We start from the raw sequence: 21,073 nt of genomic DNA, 5'->3' as shown, positions 1-21,073 counted from the left end.
AAAAACAGTTGCTTAAAAATTTTTTAAAAACAGCTACCTGATAACGGTTAACTCTTTAATTGCTGGTTGAATTTTCATCATCTTCAGCACCCGGCATAGGATCTGTGCCTTCACCAAAACCAGGCTCATCCTCAGCTGGATTCATGGTGCCTTCTACAGGCTCATCCATGGTGTTATCTGGCATGGTGTCATCAGACATCGCGCCTTCTGATGCGGGATCGTTATTCAAACCTGGATCCTGTTCCATCATAGGCTCTTCATTCATGCTCTCATCATTCGTACTGGGTTCTGGCTGAGTAGTCGCGTCTTGCTCTAATGGCACGGTCTCATCTGCAGGCGGTGCTGTCTCTTCGTTGTCACCGCAACCGGCTAATACAAGAACACTTGCTGCTGTCGCCATCATGCACAGCGTTAACCAGCGTGGGCGATTGGAAAATTGCTTACTCTCAATGTGGTCATGCTGCTTGTCCATAATACCCACCTCCATTGCTAACACCGTATGTTTCTAAATGTCTCACTGGATAATCGCAAACCAGCCTTATACATATAAATATGTTGCCTACACCCAACCTATTCATTTTACGTGCCAAAAATAAAAATAATTAATTTTATTAAATATAATCAACATCTTAAAAACAAAACAATGTGCCAGAATAAGCATTAAACAAAACACCCTGGGTGGGTAAAAAATGACACATGTAGCGTTAATTGCCCCGTTGAGCGAGCCGTTGTGACACACTGGCCCTACCTATGTATAATAATTTTTAATAAATTATCCGACTCAAGCTCTTATTTCTTTATGAATGGCATGGCAACGACACACGCCCATTCAGCTCAACACGTTTTTACTGAAAAAAAAGGCATCGCCGATGGACGAGACACGACCCGTCAAAATTAAAGTGCGCGGCTTAAGCAAAGTTTTTGGCAAGCAACCACAAAAAGCCATTGAACTACGTAACCAGGGAATGAAACGCCCCGAAATTCTGGAGAAAACCGGCCAGACGCTGGGGCTATCCAATATTTCGTTTGATGTCTATGAAGGCGAACTGCTGGTTATCATGGGGCTATCGGGGTCGGGCAAATCGACCTTGATCCGCTGCCTGAACCGTCTGATTGAGACCACCGAAGGTGAGATCATTATCGACGGTGAAAACATTCCCACGCTGAAGGAGAAAGCGCTGCTGGAGTGTCGCCGCCGCCACTTCTCTATGGTGTTTCAAAACTTCGCGCTATTTCCCCACCGCACTGTGCACCAGAATGCCGAGTTCGGTTTGGAAATCCGTGGCGTAGAGAAAGCTGAGCGACACAAGATTGCTCATGATGCACTAAAGCAAGTAGGTCTAGAGGGCTGGGAAGATGCCTATCCCAACCAGCTTTCCGGCGGCATGCAGCAACGCGTGGGTCTAGCACGCGCTCTAGCTAACGATGCCACCGTGCTGTTAATGGATGAGGCCTTCTCAGCGCTCGACCCGCTAATTCGCAAGGACATGCAGGAAGAGCTTTTGCAGCTGCAATCCAAAATGCAAAAGACCACGGTCTTTATCACCCACGATTTGGATGAGGCGCTCAACATTGGCGACCGGATCGTACTGTTGAAAGATGGCGAAGTGGTGCAGATCGGCACGCCGGAAGAAATTCTGACCAAGCCTGCCGATGACTACGTGCGACGCTTTATTCAAGGCGTTGACCGAGCGCGTATTTTAACCGCCGAAAGCGCTATGCGGCCGCTGCGCTCTACCGCTCGCGAAAGCGACGGACCGCGCACGGCGCTGCACCGTATGCGTGACCATGCTATCGACTCTATTTATGTCGTTGATCGCAATCGGCGTCTACTCGGCTTACTTGAGGCCGATGCCGCCAGCCGGGCGATCGAAGAGGGAGCCGACTCGATTATTCCTTACCTGACTCAGGATTTTCGCAAAGTCCCCATGGATGAGCCGCTGCATAACCTGTTTGCCATGTTCAGTGAAAAGAGCTTCCCCATCGCTGTTATTGATCAGCAGGAGCAGCTACTTGGCGTGGTGGTAAAAGGCGCAGTACTCGATGAACTGGCACGAGCAGGAGAGCAATAATGGAGATCCCACGCATCCCGCTAGGTGATTGGATTGAGAGCGGTCTGACTTGGCTGACCAGCGAATTCTCCATGGTTACCCGGGGCATTTCTCGCTTCACCCAAACCGGCATTGATATTTTAAACGATGGCCTTTTTTGGTTACCTGAATGGGCACTGCTAGGCTTGATCGCCCTGCTGTGCTGGCGGTTAGGCGGCGTTCGCTTAGCTATTGGTGCCATCGCGGGCTTAGCATTGATTTGGAACCTGGGCCTGTGGGAGCCCATGATTGAGACGCTCACATTGGTGGTGTTTGCCACCCTGGTGGCAGTCGTTATCGCGCTACCGGTGGGTATTGCCGCGGCGCTGTCTAACCGGCTTTACCGGGTCATTATGCCGCTTCTGGACTTTATGCAGACCATGCCCGCGTTCGTCTATTTGATTCCGGCTATTCCATTTTTCGGTATTGGCTCAGTCTCGGCGATTTTTGCTACGGTGATCTTCTCGATGCCGCCGGCGATTCGCTTTACCACTCTGGGCATTCGTCAAGTGCCGGTAGAGCTGATTGAGGCCGCCGATGCCTATGGCGCCACCCGTAGTCAGAAACTGTTTAAAGTGCAGCTGCCGCTATCACTGCCCACAGTAATGGCGGGTATCAACCAGACCATTATGCTGGCCCTCTCCATGGTGGTCATTGCCGCCATGATTGGGGCAGATGGTTTAGGCAGCGAAGTATGGCGTGCGATTCAACGCTTGCGCCCTGGCGATGGATTTGAAGCAGGTATTGCGGTGGTGATATTGGCAATGCTGTTGGATCGTTTAACGCAATCGCTACGCAAAACGCGCAAATAAGGCAAAGCAACTGAAGCGGCTGCGTTGAGCCACGCGTTTGCTAAGTCGCTTCTGGCTATTCATGCTGTATTGAGCAGTAAACATTTACCACATTAAAATTTATACCCAAGGGAGAAAGTGAATGAAAAATCGCACATTGAACCTCCGTATCCGTCTTGCTTCACTGGCACTGTTAGCGGGTGCCGGCGTTGCCGTCAGCAGCGCGGCGCAAGCCGAAGAAGAGAAAGGCACAGTTAACCTGGCCTACGTGGAGTGGTCTTCAGAAGTCGCTTCTACTAACGTCATTGCCGCGGTACTTGAGCAAGCAGGCTATGAGGTTGACCTAACATCACTCTCAGCAGCGGCCATGTTCCAAGCACTCTCGACTGGCGATGCGGATGCCATCGTTGCCGCTTGGCTGCCGACCACTCACGCCGATTACATGGAGCGACTGGGTGATAGTATTGAGGATCTTGGCCCTAACCTGGACGGCACCAAGCTAGGCCTCGTTGTTCCTTCATACACCGACGTCGACTCGATTGCTGATCTGAACGATAACGCCGACCGCTTTAATGGCGAGATCATCGGTATTGACCCCGGTGCAGGCCTCATGAGCCTCACTGAAGAGGTTGTGGATACCTATGACCTTGAGCTGAATTTGCGTAGCGGCAGTGGTGCGACCATGACGGCTGCACTCGCCAGCGCGATTAATAACGAAGAAGATATTGTTGTTACCAGCTGGACGCCCCACTGGATGTTTGCTCGCTTTGATGTCAAATATCTAGAAGATCCTGAGAATGTCTATGGTGGTGCGGAGCAAATCCATACGGCCGTTCGTCAAGGGCTGGAAGATGACATGCCGGAAGCCTATGCTATTCTCGATGCTTTCGAGTGGACGCCTGAGCAGATGGGTGAAGTCATGCTGATGAACCAGGAAGATGGCAGCGACCCCTACGAGAATGCTAAGCAGTGGGTTGAAGATAACCAGGACGTCGTTGAGCAGTGGCTCAATAGCTAAGCTATCCAAGTAAGCAATACAACGGGGGGCTTCGGCCCTCTGTTGTCGTTATAACGATCCCTTTGCTCGACATGTATCTGTTCAGCAGACTGCTGTTAAAAATAGAGAGGCTACTGTGGATAACCACGACGATAAACGTCCCCCTGAAGAGCCGGTCTCTGAGGGCATACCTGCTCCAGATGGCCCGGCGAACCTGATTGATACCGATTATGTCATCGGCCAAGACAACATCACCACTAACACCATGGGTCTCAATCTAGACCTGCACGGCAAGGTATTTAGTATATCAGCCGTTATCGTGCTGCTGTTTGTGGTGCTGACCCTCGCGCTGCAAGATACGATTGCACCTATTTATGACAATATTTTCAGCTTTTTGACCGGCAATCTATCCTGGTTCTTTATTTTAGCGGCGAACATCTTCGTTATTTTATGTATTGGCCTGATCTTTTCCCCTTTAGGTAAAATTCGCATTGGCGGCGCTGATGCCAAACCTGATTTTACCTATATGGGTTGGTTTTCGATGCTATTTGCAGCGGGCATGGGCATTGGCCTGATGTTCTTCGGCGTCAATGAGCCACTGACCCACTTTGGCACATCCTTTGACGGCGGCAGCTGGGCACCGTTAGCAGGCGCGGAAGGCGACGCTGACGGTGCGACGGCACTGGCTATGGCGGCCACCATCTTCCACTGGGGCCTACACCCTTGGGCGATTTACGCCGTCGTGGCGCTTTCGCTAGCGCTGTTCTCGTTCAATAAGGGCTTGCCGCTCTCCATGCGTTCGGTGTTTTACCCCATTTTGGGGGAACGCGTTTGGGGCTGGCCGGGTCACGTGATCGATATTCTGGCCGTGTTTGCCACGCTGTTTGGTTTGGCTACCTCTCTAGGGCTAGGTGCCACCCAGGCTGCAGCGGGCTTAACTTACCTGTTTGGCGCGCCGGAAAGTGATATCACCATGATCCTGTTGATCATCGGCATTACGATGATTGCCATTTGCTCTATCATTGCGGGCGTTGATAAGGGCGTACAGCTGCTCTCCAAAATCAACATTGTCCTCGCGGCAATCCTACTTTTCTTTGTGATTGCAGTTGGCCCTACCCTAATGATTGCCACGGGCTTCTTTGAAAACCTGTGGAACTATGCGGTTCATCTACCTGCGCTGTCGAATCCCTTTGGCCGTGAAGATGCTAACTTTAGCCAAGGCTGGACAGCCTTCTATTGGGCCTGGTGGATCTCCTGGTCTCCGTACGTCGGTATGTTTATCGCGCGGGTTTCCCGTGGCCGCACAGTGCGTGAATTTTTGGTCTCGGTCATGCTGGTGCCATCCACAGTATCAGTACTATGGATGACCACCTTTGGTGGCACGGCAATCGACCAATATCTGAGTCAGGGCATTGAAGCCGTACGTGATGCGGGTGTCGACCTGCAGCTATTCGTTATGTTGGAGCAGCTACCGCTGTCACAAATCACCTCATTTGTCGCCATTGTGCTGGTAATTGTATTCTTCGTTACCTCATCTGACTCCGGCTCGCTGGTGATCGACTCGATTACCGCAGGCGGTAAGGTCGATGCACCGACGCCACAGCGTGTGTTCTGGGCGATCATTGAAGGCGCGATTGCGATTGCTCTGCTGCTCGGCGGTGGCCTGACCGCGCTACAAACCATGGCGGTGTCTACCGGCTTCCCGTTCACCATCATCTTGCTGGTGGCCTGCTATGCCATCATCAAGGGACTGATGAGCGAACCCAAAGCCGTCTAGCATTGCTTTAAACCGATCTTTTGGTTTAGTAAGCAAAACGGGCAACCCACTGGGTTGCCCGTTTTTTTGTCGATATGTTGAAAGATAGCCTTTAACACCATATATCCTTAAGTGGCGTTTCAGGTTGATAGTGGGTGGCAATTTGCGCCTGCAACAGCTCCGCGGTCGCCAGCGCATCTACCAGAGCATGATGCCCTTGATAAGCGGGTAAGCCGTAGCGTCTACGGCTAGCGTGCAGGCGGATGGAAACCGGCGGGCGTCCCAGCCAGCGGCGAAAGCGCGCCCATAGCGTTTGGCGGTGCAACCGCGCTTCCAACGACATGGTATCAATCATCGGAAACAGCACTCCCTCCCCACGACGGGCTTTGACCGCTGCATCTAAAAAGGGTCGTTCGATATTACGAAAATGTACGACCACCAATCGCCCCGCTAGCTGAGCCAGTAGTTCATCAAGGATGTCGTCTAGATCCGGCGCCTGGGCGATCTCTGAGTGGGTAATATGGTGGAAAGCAATCGAGGCTTCATCAAGGGGCCTGGGCGGTTTGACGACCCAATAGCGCCGCTCGGCTAACTTGATACGGTTTAACGTGAAGGGGACGACACCAACGCTGACAATCGCGTGACGCCGCTCATCCAGCCCGGTGGTCTCCATATCCAGCGCCACCATAGGTACCTCGGAAATGGGTGTTTCAGGGTCAGGCAATGGCGTCCCAAAAAATTGTTGGATAGCGGGATTTTTCACCCGCTGAGCCTGCTGAGCCATATAGGCCTTCCAGTCGGCCTGGGTAATTTTCTGACGTGGGCGTATACCGAACATCTTAACGCCCCTGCCGCTGAGCGGGCATAGGGTAGCGGTATTTGAGAAACTTTTGCGCGTTGCTCAACACCTGAAAAGCGTCTTTGAGGGTGTGCCGTTCGCTATCGGCAACGTTTTCAGGCTCGATATTGTTGTCCGGCAGGCGATCCTCTTGCAGATCGATCATTTGATGGCGAACCCGCGACATGCATAAAAACTCAAACGCATAGCTTAGCTTGTCGCTCATGCCGGTCGCCAACAGCTGGGTCTTGCTGATGTCATTCAAACGCTGAAAGGAGTTCTGCGCTTTGGAACCGCAGGCCAAGGCATGAATCCGCACCAAATCCACCATTGGCGCCGTACCGCGGCGCTTCAAGTTAATGGAGTTATTGTGCTTACCATCTTGCTCCATCACAAAGGTACGGAAAAACCCTAGCGGTGGCGTACGGTTTAAGGCATTACGCGCCATGGCGGCTAAAAATAGTGGTGATGTTGGCGCTGTCTCGGCAATCAAATCCTGTAGCGTTTCCACAAAGAGGTCTTCGCCGTAGCAGCTATCCAGGTCAAAGAAAATCGAGCTGTGCAGCAGCCGTTCGGGCGTGGGGTTGGCCATCCAATCCTGGAAATACCCCTTCCAAACGCTGAGCGGCTGACGCCATTGCGTATTGGTCGCCATGACATCGCCCTTGCAGTAGGTATAGCCGCAGGCGTCTAAGCCATCACTAACCATTTTTGCCAGGGCGTAAAAGTAGTCGTCATGCTCTTCAGGATTAAACTCGTCGGAGAGGATCAGCGCATTATCCTGATCGGTGACAATGCTCTGCTCGTTGCGCGCCATGGAGCCATTGACCATAAAACAGTAAGGCACCGGCGGCGGCCCGAGCTCGGCTTCAGCCATTTCCAGCAACCGGCGTGTAAAGCTACGCCCGATGGTAGAGAGCGCGCTACCTACCATCTGAGAATTGGCGCCCTCTTGCACCATGCGCACAAACGCCGCGCGTACATCCGGCGCTAAACGCGCCAGCCCTTGGGCGCTGGACTGATTGAAGATATTGCTGACCAAATAAAGACCGCTATGGGTTTCGTAGCGGATAATATCGGAAAGGTGCACCACGCCCACCGGGCGCTGACGATAAAGCACCGGCAGGTGATGCACATTACTGCGCAGCATCGTCAGCATGGCTTCATAAACAGAGGCGTCCGATTGAATGGTAATTAGCCGCGAGGAAACAACCTCGCCGACCGAGGTTTGTGGCGATAGCCCCTCGGCGACAATGCGGGTACGAAAATCACTGTCGGTTAAAATCCCGCACATTTGCCAGGTTTGGCCTTCGCTATCTTTAAAACTGTAGCGCGGGTTATCGCTGCCCTCTTTTATTACCAGCAGCGCGGAGGCTTGGGCGTCGCTCATTTGCTGCGCGGCAAGCTGAACGCTGGTAGACGTTTCCACCATTACCGGGTAGCGGGTCAGCAGCTTACGTATCCGCGTCACCATCATGTCGTTGGACTTCTTTTGCTGCTCGGCGGCGCTCTCTAGCCGCGGCCGCTCCAACTCGACAAAATCGGCAAAATGCTCATCCTCATCGCACAGCCTTTGGAAGACCGCTTTAGGGATAAAATAGAGCAAGGTATCTTCAATCGCCTTCGCAGGGAGGCGCACTTTATGATTCCGCAGCAGGCTGAAATGGCCGAAAATATCGCCTTCACCTAACCGGTTATATAGCTCCCCCTGGCTGCGATAGACCTCCACAGCGCCACTGCGGATATAACATAGATCATTGAGGATATCGTTTAGGGCTAAAATGCTGCTGCCGGTTTTGAAGTAGCTCACTTCCACCTGTTCAGCAATGGCATCGAGAAGATCATCCGACAGCCCATCAAACGGGGGGAACCGGCCCATATGCTGGCGTATTTCTAACAGTTCGACATCCATACGGACTCCTCGGGCGTGTCGGGGTAGATAACCTAAAGTGTGGCGGGAAGGTTAAGTTAGGTAAACCCCAACAAGCATAATAAAACGAATCGTTGGCGAAGCGAGCCGTCAAAAAAAAGCCCGGTGCAGTTATGCACCGGGCTTTGTTGGCCGAAGCCATGCTGATAATCACTCTGCTAAATAACAGTTACTATGTTAGTAAATACTGTGTTAGCAAAATCAAAATCAGACACTGTCAGCGATATGGCTTACGATTGGCTAGCCATTTCCTGCACACGCTGCATCATTTCTGGATCCTGCTGAATGGATTGACCGATAGCGTTGAAAGTATCAACATCTAGGCCGCTATCTTCGACCACTTCGATCATGCGGTCGTTAGCTTCAGTGCGCACTTCCTGTTGCGCTGTTTCATCTTCCGCTTCCTGCAGACGCTGGGTATATTCCTGAGAAATAACCGCAATTTCTTGAGAAGCATCGGCAAACTGCTGGAGCTGGTCATCAGAAAAATCCTGGGCGGGCGCTTGCTGGGTTGCCATTGGATCTTGTGCAGCGCCTTGCTCTTCCTGGGCGTGGGCAGTAGCCGTCATCAGACCAGTGGCGAGCAGGGCAGCGGAGAACAGAGCAGTCATACGTTGCATAGTAAGAAACCTCAATATTGCGTTATGTATGTGCCCACTGTGACGCGCCTAATTCAAGCAGGTTCAATTTATTATGTAAAACATAGTAACAATAAGAACTTTATGTATCAGAAAAATAGCTAAATTACTCTACTATGGAAACGACATGCCAAGCTTTTTCAACAAGTTACGTACCAATGATCTATCCTCGGCAGGATTGGCCGCCATGCCTATACTTTTTGTGCTGCTTTGGAGTACGGGCTTTATCGGCGCCAAATTTGGCCTGCCTTATGCAGAACCTTTTACGTTTTTGTTTATTCGCTTTGTCCTCACGCTGCTGCTACTGATCCCACTGGTCATCGTTATGCGTATACCCTGGCCTACATCACCCAGGTTATGGACACACATCGCCATATCAGGCTCTCTAGTCCACGGCACTTACTTAGGTGGCGTCTTCTACGGTATTTACCTTGGCATGCCGGCCGGTTTAGCGGCATTACTGGTGGGGCTTCAGCCACTGCTGACCGCGGCCTTTGCCGGGCCGTTATTAGGTGAGCAGCTCTCCTGGCGCCAGTGGCTCGGTTTAGGTCTGGGGCTGATTGGCATCAGCTTAGTGCTCGGCAGTAAGCTTGAGATTGGTGAGTCACTCTTTGATGGCTTCGGGATTAGTGCTCTGCTGTGTGTCACCGCCGCTTTGATCGGTATTTCCATAGGCACTCTGTATCAGAAAAGATATTGCACCAGTATGCCACTGCTTTCTGGGGCGGTTATTCAGTACGTGGCGGCGGTCGCTCTGCTCGGGATAGGCGCCCTGCTGTTTGAAACTCGCCAAGTGGAGTGGAGCAGCACCTTTGTGCTGACGCTGGGTTGGCTGGTGTTGATTCTCTCAATTGCCGCTATCCTGTTACTCATGGCCTTGATTAAAAAGGGGGAAGCCTCGCGTGTGGCGAGTCTTTTTTATCTTGTGCCGCCGGTCACGGCGCTTCAGGCGTGGTGGCTATTTGACGAACGTCTTCCCCTGCTAGGGCTTGTGGGGATGTTGGTCGCCATCACTGGGGTGGTGATGGTTATTCGAAAACCCGCCTAATTAAGGCGACTCGACGATAACGAGATTTGCATAACAGGGCTTGGATAACATGTCAGCACAACATCACTGTGCCAGGGTGAACGACCACTGTAATCGTTGTGATTCACCGGTACCTTTTACCTTTACGATGGCGTTTCAACCAATCGTTAATGTGAGTAAACGGAAAATTATTTACTACGAGGCATTAGTACGTGGCCCCAATGGTGAATCCGCTTTCTCAATACTAGGCCAAGTAACGGATGAGCTAATGTATCGCTTTGACCAGGCATGCCGTATCAAAGCCATAGAACTAGCCAGCAAACTGGGCATGCAAGAACGACTTTCAATTAACTTTCTGCCTAATGCAGTTTATGAGCCTCAGGCGTGCATTCAAGCGACTCTCGAAGCAGCGCACCGCGTTGGCTGGCCCACCGAGCGGCTCAATTTCGAAATTATCGAAACCGAGCGGGTCAAAGACCGCCTCCATATGCGCACTATTATCGAGAGTTACCGCGAGATGGGCTTTACCACCTCGCTGGATGACTTTGGTAACGGTTATGCCAACCTCGATCTACTAACCGATCTACGCCCGGATACGTTGAAAATCGATCGCGACTTGGTAATGGCGTGCGACAGCAACAAGCGCCGCCAGGCCATACTACGTAGCCTGGTGGCGTTAGCAGGTACATTAGAAACACAGCTGATTGCTGAGGGTGTGGAAACCCGCGAGGAGTCGCGCTGCCTGCTAGCACTGGGTATTCCTATGCAGCAAGGCTTTTACTTTTCCCACCCGAACCTGGAAGCACTTGCGGAAATTGACGACGCCAAATACGACTAGCGTGGATGGAAGTGGCTACAGATGTTGCAAATAATCAGCACCGCCTAAATTGCGCATTTGCTGGCGTATCCACTGGCTTCGTCGCTCAACCTGGGCGTCGGGACGTGCGGCACTGCGCGTCAGCGGGCTGGGCAATATAGCCGCAAGCAGGCTTGCCTGTCGCTCAGTCAGCGAACTGGAAGAGACGCCAAAATAGTGCTGGGCAGCGGCTTCTACGCCAAATACACCGCGATCCCACTCGGCGACATTCAGATAGACCTCCAGAATACGTTGCTTGCTCCAGAGTATCTCAATCAGTAGCGTAAACCACGCTTCTAACCCCTTCCGCGTCCAACTGCGACCTGTCCATAGGAAAACGTTTTTGGCCGTTTGCTGGCTTAAGGTGCTGGCACCGCGCAACCGCCCCCCATCTTGGCTGGCCTGCCACGCACGCTGCAATTCGACCAGGTCAAACCCGCTATGGTGGGGAAAGCGTTGATCCTCTGCCGCAATCACTGCCAGCTTGGCGTTAACGGGGAGCGAATCCCAGCCTCGCCACTCGCGCTGTATACGAATCGGCTCACTGTTGATCCAGCTCTGTATTTTGCGCTCGACCATCACCATCGACCCCGGTGGCGGAACGACGCGAAACAGTAGTACCAGCGCGACTGACAGCAGCACAAAGGCTAAGACGCCACGCCAAATAATCCGCCATAGCAGACGCATAAAACGGCGCAGCGAGCGATTGAGCATCCCGTTATCCTTAACGCTTCATGAGGTGGTCTGCATGATAGCGCAGATGATCCTCAATGAACGAGGCAATGAAGAAGTAACTGTGATCGTAGCCCGGTTGACGACGCAGCGTTAACGGATGATCGTGCTGTTCACAAACGGCCTCTAAACGCTCAGGCTGAAGCTGCTCTTCCAGGAATTGATCTGCTTCGCCCTGGTCGATAAACAGCCGCTGGCGGGAAGCACCATTGGCCACCAGTTCGCAGGCATCGTACTGGCGCCAGCGAGACTGATCGTCACCTAGGTAAGCGGTAAACGCCTGTTGCCCCCAGGGGCTATTCATCGGGTTGACCACCGGCGAAAACGCCGATACCGAGCGGAAACGCCCAGGATGACGCAGCGCCAGAATCAATGCGCCATGCCCACCCATGGAGTGCCCGCTGATTGATTCGCGGCCGTTGACCGGAAAGTGCTGACGCACCACGGAAGGCAGCTCCTCAATCACATAATCGTACATGCGGTAGTGCGACTTCCACGGCGACTCGGTGGCGTTGACATAAAACCCAGCCCCGGAGCCCAAATCAAAGCTTTCGTGTTCACCGGGCAAGTCTGTACCCCGTGGGCTGGTGTCAGGGCAAACAATGGCCACCCCCAACTCAGCGGCGATACGATGAGCACCGGCTTTCTGCATAAAGTTTTCGTCGTTACAGGTCAGCCCCGAGAGCCACCACAACAGCGGTACGCGCTCGTTTTCCGCCTGGGGAGGCAAGTAAACGGCGAAGATCATGTCGCAGTCCAGCGCACGGGAGTAGTGGCGGTAGCGTTTATGCCAGCCACCGAAGCTACGGTTGGCGGACACCAGTTCTAGCGTTTCACTCATGCTCATGGGCAGGTTCCTTTAAATGCAACAAACGCGGCAGGTCTACCCTACCGCGTTTTAGCGTTTCAAACGTGCTTTGTATACTACTTAATAATGCTAGGCCTAGTCATGCTAACGCACAGAGCAAATGGCTGACTGTAAAACTGCCGATAACGGAGTGCCAGAGCAGGTTGTAGCGAGGGTCTTTTGACAGGGCCGGAAAGTATTCCTGACAATTCCAGCATTTCCGCCATCCATGGCGGTCAGATGTCAAAAGTAGCGCCCACGGATGGGTTCACAGCGCCCTCGCGGAAACCTGCCCTGGCACTTAGCCGTGCAAAACCTAGTAATGCAGCACGGTACGAATGCTCTTGCCCGCATGCAGTAGCTCAAACGCTTCGTTGATCTTCTCAAACGGCATATCATGAGTAATGAAATCGTCGATATTGATTTCACCGTTCATATAACGGTCAACATAGCCCGGCAGTTCGCTGCGTCCTTTTACGCCACCAAAAGCAGAGCCTTTCCAGACCCGCCCGGTGACCAGCTGGAACGGACGTGTGGAGATTTCCTCGCCAGCACCGGCGACACCGATCACGATCGACTCGCCCCAACCTTTGTGGCAACACTCTAACGCCGAACGCATCACATTGACGTTGCCGATACACTCAAAGGAGTAGTCAACACCGCCGTCGGTCATATCGACAATCACCTGCTGGATCGGATCTGCGTACTCTTTCGGGTTCACAAAATCGGTGGCACCAAACTGTTTGGCCAGCTCGAATTTATCGGCATTAACGTCGATGGCAATAATACGCCCCGCCTTGGCCATTACCGCGCCTTGAATGACGGCCAAACCAATAGCCCCGAGACCAAACACCGCCACCGTGGCGCCCGGCTCTACTTTGGCAGTATTGAGCACCGCACCGATACCGGTAGTCACACCGCAGCCCAGCAAACAGATTTTATCCATGGGGGCGTCTTTAGAGACGACCGCCAGGGAGACTTCGGGTAATACGGTGTACTCACTAAAGGTAGAAGTGCCCATATAGTGATGCAGCATCTTGCCATCAAGTGAAAACCGCGAGGTACCGTCGGGCATTACCCCTTTACCTTGGGTAGCGCGCACGCTGCCACACAGGTTGGTTTTACCCGACAGACAGAATTTACACTTGCCGCACTCGGCGGTGTAGAGCGGAATCACATGGTCACCCGGCTTAAGGCTAGTAACTCCCTCGCCGACTTCCTGAACGACGCCAGCACCTTCATGGCCCAGCACGGCAGGAAAGTTACCTTCCGGATCAGCGCCGGAGAGCGTGTAGGCATCCGTGTGGCAGACGCTGGTAGCGGCCATTTTAACCAGCACTTCCCCCGCCTTCGGGCCTTCCACATCAATCTCAACCAGTTCCAGCGGCTTACCCGCCTCTAATGCTACAGCTGCGCGTGATTTCATTAAGCCTGCTCCTTTTTTGCATCGCCCGCAGCAGGCATTTCCCTGCTGCTCGGTATGTTTTCAATGGTTGCAGTGTAGGCCAGCTAGGCGCTCTTGATAAACCGGGATACACTCATAAGATTATTGCTACACAGCAACAATTGCTCGTGACCAAGGAGTTAGCATGCAGCACTGGAGCCGTATCGAAGCCTTTGTTGAAGTGGTGCGATTAGGCACCTTCTCTGCTGCGGCCCGTCACCTGAAGGTGTCGACCTCGCATATTAGCCGTTTGGTTAGTCAGCTCGAAAACCAGTTAGGTGTACAGCTGCTCTACCGCACTACCCGCCAGATCCGCTTAACCGATGCGGGTGCCACCTACGTGGAGCACTGCCGCCATCTATTTGACGGGCTGCGGGATGCCGAGCAGGCGCTTAGCGAACTCCAGGCCAAACCCAGCGGGCTACTTAAACTCACCTCGGCCACGACCTTTGGCGAGCGCTTTATCGCCCCGCTGGTGAATGACTTTCAGTGTTTGCATCCGCAGCTGGATGTTCATATGCACTTCACTAACCGCCCCGTGGAGCTTATCGAAGAGGGCTACGATATTGCCATTCGGATGGGGGTATTAAAGGACTCCAGCTTGATCGCCAGACGCCTATGCGACCGTCGCGAGTATATCGTCGGCTCGCAAAGCTACTTTCGCCAAGCCCCGCGCCCCCACACCTTGGCAGAGCTTAGCCAGCACCGCTGCCTGATTGGCTCACGGCACAACTGGCTATTTGAAGTCAACGGGCAACGCCGTGAAGTGCGTGTCGAGGGCTGCTGGACGGGCAATTCTGGCCCAGCGCTGCTGGATGCGGCACGCAAGGGGCTCGGCCTTGCACAACTGCCGGACTACTACGTTACTCCCTACTTGGCCAGCGGTGAGCTGGTGGCCGTGCTTGAACCTTTTCAGCACCACGATACCGCCGTTTGGGCGGTTTACCCCCGCCACCGCCACCTGTCACCCAAAATCCGCCAGCTGGTCGACTACCTGGTCGCTCATATAGACACTCTGCTACCCAGCAATCCGCTTGCCTAGCACTCGATAGCATTGACCGCGAGCCCGCCTTTAGAGGTCTCTTTGTATTTGTCCTGCATATCGCGGCCAGTATCGCGCATGGTGCGGATCACTTTATCCAGCGATATAAAGTGCTCGCCATCGCCGTGCATCGCCATACGCGCGGCATTAATGGCTTTGACGGAGGCAATCGCATTGCGCTCAATGCAAGGTACTTGAACCAAGCCGCCTACTGGGTCGCAGGTCAACCCCAGGTTATGCTCCAAGCCAATCTCGGCGGCGTTCTCCACTTGCCCCGGCGTCCCGCCCAGCACCTCAGCAAGCCCAGCGGCCGCCATGGCGCAGGCAGAGCCCACTTCGCCCTGGCAGCCAACTTCTGCACCGGAAATGGAGGCGTTCTTTTTACATAGGATGCCCACCGCCCCCGCGGTAAGCAGAAAATCGACCACATCACTCTCACTGGCGTCAGGTTCGAATTTTAGGTAGTACGCCAACACCGCAGGGACGATACCTGCCGCACCGTTGGTGGGTGCAGTGACCATGCGTCGTCCGGCGGCGTTCTCTTCATTCACCGCCAGCGCAAACACGTTGACCCAATCCATTACGGTAAAACTCGACACAATCAGCCGCTGGTTTTCCGGCGGGTGAAGCAACTGCTGATGGAGTGGCTGTGCACGCCGACGTACATTTAATCCGCCGGGCAAATGCCCAGTGGCACGTAGGCCATTCTCGATACTGTCGCTCATGGCGTGCCAAATGGTTAGCAGCTCTTCACGAATGGTCGCTTCAGTACGCCAGGCTTTCTCATTTTCCAACATTAACTGGCTAATGCGCAGCTGGTGCTGCTGGCATAGTGCGAGCAGCTCAGCGGCGGTATTGAAGGGGAAAGGTAGTTCAGTGGCGTCTTCGCCAACCTCACCTTGATCTGCTTTTGCTTGATCGACATAGAAACCGCCGCCAAGGGAGTAAAAGGTATTGGTCGCCACCAGTGCATCATCACAATAAGCGCTCAATACCATGGCGTTGGGGTGAAACGGCAGGCAGGTATCATCCCACTCCACATCAACAGAGGGGTCAAAAGTAATCTGTTGCCCAGTGGCCAATAGCAGCGGTTCACCTTCAGCAAGTTGTTTTAAGCGCGACGCTATCGTATCCGGGTCGATACTTTCTGGCGCTTCGCCCATTAGCCCCATGATCACTGCCTGATCAGTACCGTGCCCCACCCCAGTGGCGGCAAGTGAACCATGTAGCCTTACCACCAGCCGGGTAACGCGGATATCGCCAAGGGCCAAAGTAAAGTCTCGCGCCGCGCGCATTGGCCCTACCGTGTGGGAGCTTGATGGCCCGATGCCAATTCGGAAAAGATCAAACACACTAATAGCCATATCTTTTGCGCCTCACAACGCTGTTATTACCTGCCAATTAGTCACTTTGCAGCGCCGATGACCAAACGTCGAGTGTTTAACCGCAATATCGACGTGCTAACAAATAACTGTGACGATATAATGAACATTCACCCATGCATGTTTGTGTCTGCGAACAGCGCCGCTGCCTACCCACAAAGGATGTTGGTATGTCTCCTCCCCCTTCCTGGCCTATCGGCTTTCGAACCCTCTTAGTGCGTGCCGTACTCTACGTACTGTTTATCGCTGCGATTACCCAAGGAACCTATCTAGAAGCTCTTTATCTGTCCTCAGTACGCTTTTCCGAGTGGGGCTTCACTGAATTTACCCAAACGCTGATGCTGGCCATATGCTGTACCATGCTGATTTATATTCGCCAGGTGCTTAGAGTCTGGCCCAACGTCACGCTGCTACTGTTAGCGTTTTTGGCCGCCTCGCTAGTGCGTGAGCAAGATCACTTTTTAGATACCTATGTCGCTGACAATACCTGGAAGGTACTTGTTGCGCTGATTATTTTCCCCTCGCTTTTCTGGGTGATTAAACAACGTCAACGCTTTTTTGAGGAGTTCACCCATTACAGCAACACCTTCGCCTTTGGTTTGTTTGCAGCTGGCGTGCTGACCACTTATATATTCTCGCGCTTATATGGACGGCAGGAATTCTGGCAAGCCATTCTGGAAGACAGCTACTCGGGTACCTTCAAAAGCGTTGCCGAGGAAGTCGTTGAACTGCTCGGTTACAGCTTAATTTTGATTGCCACCCTGGAGCTATTGCTACTGGCCCGGCGTATTTACAAAGCTCGGCAAACGTCGTCTTAACACCCACCTACTCCCGCTTGCTGGCCCCTCCCCCAGATAATCACTGACAAACGCCGTCTTTGCGTAGCAAGGCGGCGTTTCATTTTTCAAATCTCGTTATGCAAAAAGCCGTTTGCGACCCGCTGCGCTTCAACGTAGTGTCGCTCGCTATGCTTCAAAGCAATATCTTTTACCAAAAACCCTTACATTGACGACATAAACCTCATGAATAAAATCAAACAAGATGAAAAAAACCTGCAGCGTGGTTTTTTCACCCGTTTTCTAGATAGCGTTGAGTGGCTAGGCAACCTGCTTCCTCACCCCGTTACTCTATTTGCAATACTGTGCGTATTAGTAGTTGTTGCTAGCGGGATCGCGGCAGCTTTTGGGATTTCCGTGGCTGACCCTCGGCCTGCTAATGAAGGCGAATGGATCGCCGTTAACTCTTTGCTTAATGCCGAAGGTTTACGCCGACTAGTCACTGAAATGGTTACCAATTTCACCAGCTTCGCCCCACTTGGCACCGTGTTGGTAGCTATGCTGGGCGTAGGCGTTGCCGAGCATTCAGGACTACTCTCCGCAAGCATGCGCGCCTTAGTGCTCAACCGCTCACCCCGAATTGTTACTTACGCAGTAGTCTTTGCAGGCATTATGTCTAATATGGCTGCAGAGCTTGGCTATGTAGTACTGATTCCGCTTGCCGCTATGATATTCCATTCGCTGGGCCGGCATCCCCTTGCGGGCCTAGCTGCTGCGTTCTGTGGTGTTTCTGGAGGATACAGTGCTAACCTGCTAATCGGCACAGTTGACCCATTACTTTCAGGTATTACCCAGGAAGCGGCACGACTTCTCGATCCTGCTTATATAGTGGGCGCCGAAGCTAATTGGTTCTTTATGTTCGCCAGCACCTTCTTTGTGACGCTGATTGGTGGCTTAGTCACCGAGCGTATCGTAGAACCCAAACTGGGCAAATTCGACTCTGATCAAGCCGATAGCGATATTAACCATCAAAGTATGGGCGGTCTCTCTGCAACGGAAAAACGCGCCCTAAAAGGTACCGGCTTAGCCACACTGGCATTAATCGCGCTGGTCGCTGCAATGGTAGTCCCGGAAAGCGGCATACTACGCAACCCTGAAACGGGGCTAATAAGCGGCTCGCCGTTTTTACGCGGAATTGTTGTGATTGTAGCGGTGTCATTCACCCTATTAGGCTTCGTCTATGGCCGCCTAGCGGGCACCATGCACAATGACCGCGACGTGGTAAACGCCATGGCTAAAAGCATGAGTAGCCTTGGCTTATATATCGTCCTGGTGTTCTTCGCCGCTCAGTTCGTGGCGCTGTTCAACTGGAGTAACTTTGGTACCGTGACCGCGATAGCTGGGGCGGATCTACTGGAGTCTATAGGGCTACGCGGCCCAGGCCTGTTTGCTCTGTTCATTATTATGTGTGCGTTCGTCAATTTGTCGCTGGGCAGCGCTTCGGCACAGTGGGCGGTAACAGCGCCTATTTTTGTGCCCATGTTAATGCTGATGGGCTACGCTCCGGAAGTCATTCAAGCAGCCTATCGTATTGGTGATTCAGTCACCAACCTGATCACCCCGATGATGAGTTACTTTGGCCTGATCCTAGCTGTAGCAAGCCGTTACCGGAAAGATATGGGCATTGGCACGCTGGTTGCTCTTATGCTTCCCTACACGCTGTTTATGCTGATTGGCTGGAGCCTGCTGTTCTTCGTGTGGGTGTTCGTGCTTGGGCTACCCGTTGGCCCAGGCTCTGCCACTTATTACACGCTATAGGAGTATGGCATAACGCAAAAAGCCCGCCGTTCATAGAACGGCGGGCTTTTTGATCTTAGCGGCGACTACTTTTTACTTACCGCTCTCTATTCATCATTTACTACTCACCAATCACGCCATTTACTCGTCGAGGAACGAGCGCAGCGGCTCCGAGCGGCTGGGGTGACGCAGCTTGCGCAGCGCTTTGGCTTCAATCTGACGGATTCGCTCACGCGTCACGTCAAACTGCTTGCCCACCTCTTCCAGCGTATGGTCGGTATTCATATCAATACCGAAACGCATGCGCAGCACTTTCGCTTCGCGGGCAGTCAAGCCGCCTAACACGTTGCGCGTGGCTTCAATAAGACCTTCACCGGTGGCCATATCGATGGGCAGTAGCATAGTGCCATCTTCGATAAAGTCGCCCAGGTGTGAATCGTCGTCGTCACCAATCGGCGTCTCCATGGAGATCGGCTCTTTGGCGATTTTGAGCACCTTGCGTACTTTATCTTCGGGCATCTCCAAACGCTCGCCGAGCTCTTCAGGCGTCGGCTCGCGGCCCATTTCCTGCAGCATCTGGCGTGATACGCGATTGAGCTTGTTGATCGTCTCAATCATATGCACTGGGATACGGATGGTGCGCGCTTGGTCAGCAATCGAGCGAGTGATTGCCTGACGAATCCACCAAGTAGCATAGGTTGAAAACTTATAACCACGGCGGTATTCGAACTTGTCGACCGCTTTCATCAAGCCGATGTTGCCTTCCTGGATGAGATCCAAGAACTGCAAACCGCGGTTGGTGTACTTCTTGGCAATCGAGATCACCAAGCGCAGGTTAGCCTCGACCATCTCTTTCTTGGCGCGGCGAGCTTTCGCCTCACCAATAGAGAGCTTGCGATTGACCTCTTTGAGATCGGCAACAGACAGCTGCACCATATCTTCTTCAAAGGCAATCTTGCGCTGGGCACGGGCGATATCAGCGCGCAGCGGCTCAAGGCGGTCGGCATACTTGCTTTGCGCTGCCTGGAATTCATCGAGCCATGATTTGCTCGATTCGTTACCCGGAAACGACTTAATAAACGTCTTGCGCGGCACTTTAGCTTTCTTCACGCATAGCTGCATGACCGCTTTTTCTTGGGCGCGCACCTGCTCAACGCTGATACGCACTTGGCCCACCAGGCGTTCAAAGTGCTTGGGCACCAGCTTGATCGGCGAGAAGAGCACGGCTAAACGCGCTTGTTCCGCTTTTAGCTCGGCACTGCCACGGCCATGCTTGGCAAACGCCGCTTCGACTAAAGCGTTTTGCTCGCGAATCTGCTCGAAGCGCGCACGCGCCTCTTCGGGATCCGGGCCACCTTCGCTGGCCGTAGCATCCTCGTCTTCATCGTCGCCGTCGCTCTCAACGTCGTCGTCAATGTCGGTTTCAGGCTCTGGCTCGGGCACCTCTGCTTCGGCGACGCCGGGGATGCCCTCATCAGGATCGATGAAACCAGAAAACAGATCCGAAAGACGCCCTGGCGCTTCTTCGTCCTGGGTGGCGTCATAGGCGTCCAGAATGGACGCGACGGCCCCCGGCAAATAGGCCAGAGACGACATCACTTCACGGGTGCCCTCTTCGATCCGTTTGGCGATTTCAATTTCGCCTTCACGGGTCAGAAGCTCAACCGTGCCCATTTCTCGCATGTACATGCGAACGGGGTCAGTGGTGCGGCCTACATCGCTTTCCACGGCGGCAAGGGCCGCTACGGCCTCTTCCGCAGCGGACTCGTCCGTGGATTGATCCGACATCATCAAAGTGTCTTCATCTGGCGCTTCTTCAGCGACACTTATACCCATGTCGTTGATCATGCCAATGATGTCTTCCACTTGATCCGGGTCGGCGATATCCTCAGGTAGATGGTCGTTGACCTCGGCATAGGTCAGGTAACCCTGTTCCTTGCCTCGAGCGATCAACTCCTTCAGACGCGACTGCTGCTGCGCATTTCCAGCCATAGAAACCCTATCTCGACGAAGAAGAATGAAACACCTGGAGCGCTGAATCGATTAAACTCAACAAGCCGTACAGTATAGCGTAAATAGCAGGAATTTTTCCAGCTAGACGTATTTGCGCGGTAATTCAGGTGTGTTAGT

18 protein-coding genes are annotated in these 21,073 nt (G+C 53.1%); 9 read left to right on the top strand and 9 right to left on the bottom strand.

Going from position 1 to position 21,073, the window contains the following annotated elements; genetic code table 11:
* Nucleotides 1-55: 55 nt before the first annotated feature.
* Nucleotides 56-472 carry a hypothetical protein gene (locus tag A6R74_RS10035; RefSeq protein ID WP_240488197.1) on the bottom strand — a complete coding sequence of 139 codons (417 nt, stop codon included), beginning with the start codon at nt 470-472 and terminating at the stop codon, nt 56-58.
* A 397-nt stretch (nt 473-869) separates the two neighbouring features.
* Between A6R74_RS10035 and A6R74_RS10030 the strand changes: the two genes are divergently transcribed.
* From A6R74_RS10030 to A6R74_RS10015, 4 genes are all read left to right on the top strand, one after another.
* On the top strand, nt 870-2,072 hold the full coding sequence (locus A6R74_RS10030; RefSeq protein ID WP_064234365.1) for a quaternary amine ABC transporter ATP-binding protein: 1,203 nt from the start codon (nt 870-872) through the stop codon (nt 2,070-2,072).
* On the top strand, nt 2,072-2,902 hold the full coding sequence (locus A6R74_RS10025; RefSeq protein WP_064234364.1) for an ABC transporter permease: 831 nt from the start codon (nt 2,072-2,074) through the stop codon (nt 2,900-2,902). The genes A6R74_RS10030 and A6R74_RS10025 overlap by 1 nt, the downstream gene beginning before the upstream one ends.
* Before the next feature lie 121 nt (nt 2,903-3,023).
* Nucleotides 3,024-3,899 carry a glycine betaine ABC transporter substrate-binding protein gene (locus tag A6R74_RS10020; protein WP_064234363.1) on the top strand — a complete coding sequence of 292 codons (876 nt, stop codon included), beginning with the start codon at nt 3,024-3,026 and terminating at the stop codon, nt 3,897-3,899.
* Between the two features lie 115 nt (nt 3,900-4,014).
* On the top strand, nt 4,015-5,655 hold the full coding sequence (locus A6R74_RS10015; protein WP_064234362.1) for a BCCT family transporter: 1,641 nt from the start codon (nt 4,015-4,017) through the stop codon (nt 5,653-5,655).
* A gap of 91 nt (nt 5,656-5,746) precedes the next feature.
* On the opposite strand, the gene A6R74_RS10010 is transcribed toward A6R74_RS10015, so the two are convergent.
* From A6R74_RS10010 to A6R74_RS10000, 3 genes are all read right to left on the bottom strand, one after another.
* Nucleotides 5,747-6,472, bottom strand: coding sequence for a 3'-5' exonuclease (locus A6R74_RS10010; RefSeq protein ID WP_064234361.1), 726 nt, complete (start codon nt 6,470-6,472; stop codon nt 5,747-5,749).
* A 1-nt stretch (nt 6,473) separates the two neighbouring features.
* Nucleotides 6,474-8,384, bottom strand: a complete 1,911-nt coding sequence (locus tag A6R74_RS10005) for a DUF294 nucleotidyltransferase-like domain-containing protein (protein ID WP_064234360.1) — start codon at nt 8,382-8,384, stop codon at nt 6,474-6,476.
* 248 nt (nt 8,385-8,632) lie between these two features.
* A complete protein-coding gene (locus A6R74_RS10000) occupies nt 8,633-9,022 on the bottom strand; it encodes a DUF4168 domain-containing protein (protein ID WP_040480826.1) in 390 nt (129 codons plus the stop codon).
* Nucleotides 9,023-9,167: 145 nt separating this feature from the next.
* Here A6R74_RS10000 and A6R74_RS09995 point away from each other — a divergent pair, with 145 nt between their 5' ends.
* The gene (locus tag A6R74_RS09995; protein WP_064234359.1) at nt 9,168-10,088 is read left to right on the top strand and encodes a DMT family transporter; all 921 of its coding nucleotides are present in this window, start codon (nt 9,168-9,170) and stop codon (nt 10,086-10,088) included.
* A 49-nt stretch (nt 10,089-10,137) separates the two neighbouring features.
* Nucleotides 10,138-10,905 (top strand): EAL domain-containing protein, encoded by a 768-nt coding sequence (locus A6R74_RS09990; RefSeq protein WP_441294764.1) that lies wholly within the window; start codon nt 10,138-10,140, stop codon nt 10,903-10,905.
* A gap of 15 nt (nt 10,906-10,920) precedes the next feature.
* On the opposite strand, the gene mtgA is transcribed toward A6R74_RS09990, so the two are convergent.
* The 3 genes from mtgA to A6R74_RS09975 form a co-directional block, all read right to left on the bottom strand.
* Entirely contained in the window at nt 10,921-11,637 is a 717-nt protein-coding gene (mtgA, locus tag A6R74_RS09985) for a monofunctional biosynthetic peptidoglycan transglycosylase (protein WP_064234358.1), read from the bottom strand.
* 10 nt (nt 11,638-11,647) lie between these two features.
* Complete coding sequence (gene fghA, locus A6R74_RS09980; RefSeq protein ID WP_064234357.1) at nt 11,648-12,502, bottom strand: S-formylglutathione hydrolase; 855 nt, start codon at nt 12,500-12,502, stop codon at nt 11,648-11,650.
* Between the two features lie 316 nt (nt 12,503-12,818).
* Nucleotides 12,819-13,928 carry an S-(hydroxymethyl)glutathione dehydrogenase/class III alcohol dehydrogenase gene (locus A6R74_RS09975; protein ID WP_064234356.1) on the bottom strand — a complete coding sequence of 370 codons (1,110 nt, stop codon included), beginning with the start codon at nt 13,926-13,928 and terminating at the stop codon, nt 12,819-12,821.
* A 163-nt stretch (nt 13,929-14,091) separates the two neighbouring features.
* Between A6R74_RS09975 and A6R74_RS09970 the strand changes: the two genes are divergently transcribed.
* The gene (locus A6R74_RS09970) at nt 14,092-14,988 is read left to right on the top strand and encodes a LysR family transcriptional regulator (protein WP_064234355.1); all 897 of its coding nucleotides are present in this window, start codon (nt 14,092-14,094) and stop codon (nt 14,986-14,988) included.
* On the opposite strand, the gene A6R74_RS09965 is transcribed toward A6R74_RS09970, so the two are convergent.
* A complete protein-coding gene (locus tag A6R74_RS09965) occupies nt 14,985-16,352 on the bottom strand; it encodes an L-serine ammonia-lyase (RefSeq protein ID WP_064234354.1) in 1,368 nt (455 codons plus the stop codon). The two genes, A6R74_RS09970 and A6R74_RS09965, sit on opposite strands and share 4 nt — an antisense overlap.
* Nucleotides 16,353-16,540: 188 nt before the next feature.
* On the opposite strand from A6R74_RS09965, the gene A6R74_RS09960 reads away from it, so the two are divergent.
* The gene (locus A6R74_RS09960; RefSeq protein WP_064234353.1) at nt 16,541-17,188 is read left to right on the top strand and encodes a hypothetical protein; all 648 of its coding nucleotides are present in this window, start codon (nt 16,541-16,543) and stop codon (nt 17,186-17,188) included.
* Nucleotides 17,189-17,392: 204 nt separating this feature from the next.
* Nucleotides 17,393-18,964 carry an AbgT family transporter gene (locus A6R74_RS09955; protein WP_064234352.1) on the top strand — a complete coding sequence of 524 codons (1,572 nt, stop codon included), beginning with the start codon at nt 17,393-17,395 and terminating at the stop codon, nt 18,962-18,964.
* 120 nt (nt 18,965-19,084) lie between these two features.
* On the opposite strand, the gene rpoD is transcribed toward A6R74_RS09955, so the two are convergent.
* Nucleotides 19,085-20,935, bottom strand: coding sequence for an RNA polymerase sigma factor RpoD (gene rpoD / locus A6R74_RS09950; RefSeq protein ID WP_064234351.1), 1,851 nt, complete (start codon nt 20,933-20,935; stop codon nt 19,085-19,087).
* Nucleotides 20,936-21,073: the final 138 nt, after the last annotated feature.

This window comes from Halomonas sp. ALS9 (genome assembly GCF_001651035.1).
Lineage (GTDB): Bacteria > Pseudomonadota > Gammaproteobacteria > Pseudomonadales > Halomonadaceae > Vreelandella.
Note: the sequence above shows the minus strand (reverse complement) of the source record. Positions and strands in the feature narration are given on the sequence as shown.

What these genes read in the sequence shown, in the direction of transcription:
- A6R74_RS10020 (WP_064234363.1), top strand. Translation starts at nt 3,024, where the DNA reads ATGAAAAATCGCACATTGAACCTCCGTATCCGTCTTGCTTCACTGGCA.
- A6R74_RS09990 (WP_441294764.1), top strand. Translation starts at nt 10,138, where the DNA reads ATGTCAGCACAACATCACTGTGCCAGGGTGAACGACCACTGTAATCGT.
- A6R74_RS09955 (WP_064234352.1), top strand. Translation starts at nt 17,393, where the DNA reads ATGAATAAAATCAAACAAGATGAAAAAAACCTGCAGCGTGGTTTTTTC.
- A6R74_RS10010 (WP_064234361.1), bottom strand. Translation starts at nt 6,472, where the DNA reads ATGTTCGGTATACGCCCACGTCAGAAAATTACCCAGGCCGACTGGAAG.
- A6R74_RS09995 (WP_064234359.1), top strand. Translation starts at nt 9,168, where the DNA reads ATGCCAAGCTTTTTCAACAAGTTACGTACCAATGATCTATCCTCGGCA.
- A6R74_RS09975 (WP_064234356.1), bottom strand. Translation starts at nt 13,928, where the DNA reads ATGAAATCACGCGCAGCTGTAGCATTAGAGGCGGGTAAGCCGCTGGAA.
- A6R74_RS10030 (WP_064234365.1), top strand. Translation starts at nt 870, where the DNA reads ATGGACGAGACACGACCCGTCAAAATTAAAGTGCGCGGCTTAAGCAAA.
- mtgA (WP_064234358.1), bottom strand. Translation starts at nt 11,637, where the DNA reads ATGCTCAATCGCTCGCTGCGCCGTTTTATGCGTCTGCTATGGCGGATT.
- A6R74_RS09960 (WP_064234353.1), top strand. Translation starts at nt 16,541, where the DNA reads ATGTCTCCTCCCCCTTCCTGGCCTATCGGCTTTCGAACCCTCTTAGTG.
- A6R74_RS10025 (WP_064234364.1), top strand. Translation starts at nt 2,072, where the DNA reads ATGGAGATCCCACGCATCCCGCTAGGTGATTGGATTGAGAGCGGTCTG.
- rpoD (WP_064234351.1), bottom strand. Translation starts at nt 20,935, where the DNA reads ATGGCTGGAAATGCGCAGCAGCAGTCGCGTCTGAAGGAGTTGATCGCT.
- A6R74_RS10000 (WP_040480826.1), bottom strand. Translation starts at nt 9,022, where the DNA reads ATGCAACGTATGACTGCTCTGTTCTCCGCTGCCCTGCTCGCCACTGGT.
- fghA (WP_064234357.1), bottom strand. Translation starts at nt 12,502, where the DNA reads ATGAGCATGAGTGAAACGCTAGAACTGGTGTCCGCCAACCGTAGCTTC.
- A6R74_RS10035 (WP_240488197.1), bottom strand. Translation starts at nt 472, where the DNA reads ATGGACAAGCAGCATGACCACATTGAGAGTAAGCAATTTTCCAATCGC.
- A6R74_RS10005 (WP_064234360.1), bottom strand. Translation starts at nt 8,384, where the DNA reads ATGGATGTCGAACTGTTAGAAATACGCCAGCATATGGGCCGGTTCCCC.
- A6R74_RS09970 (WP_064234355.1), top strand. Translation starts at nt 14,092, where the DNA reads ATGCAGCACTGGAGCCGTATCGAAGCCTTTGTTGAAGTGGTGCGATTA.
- A6R74_RS09965 (WP_064234354.1), bottom strand. Translation starts at nt 16,352, where the DNA reads ATGGCTATTAGTGTGTTTGATCTTTTCCGAATTGGCATCGGGCCATCA.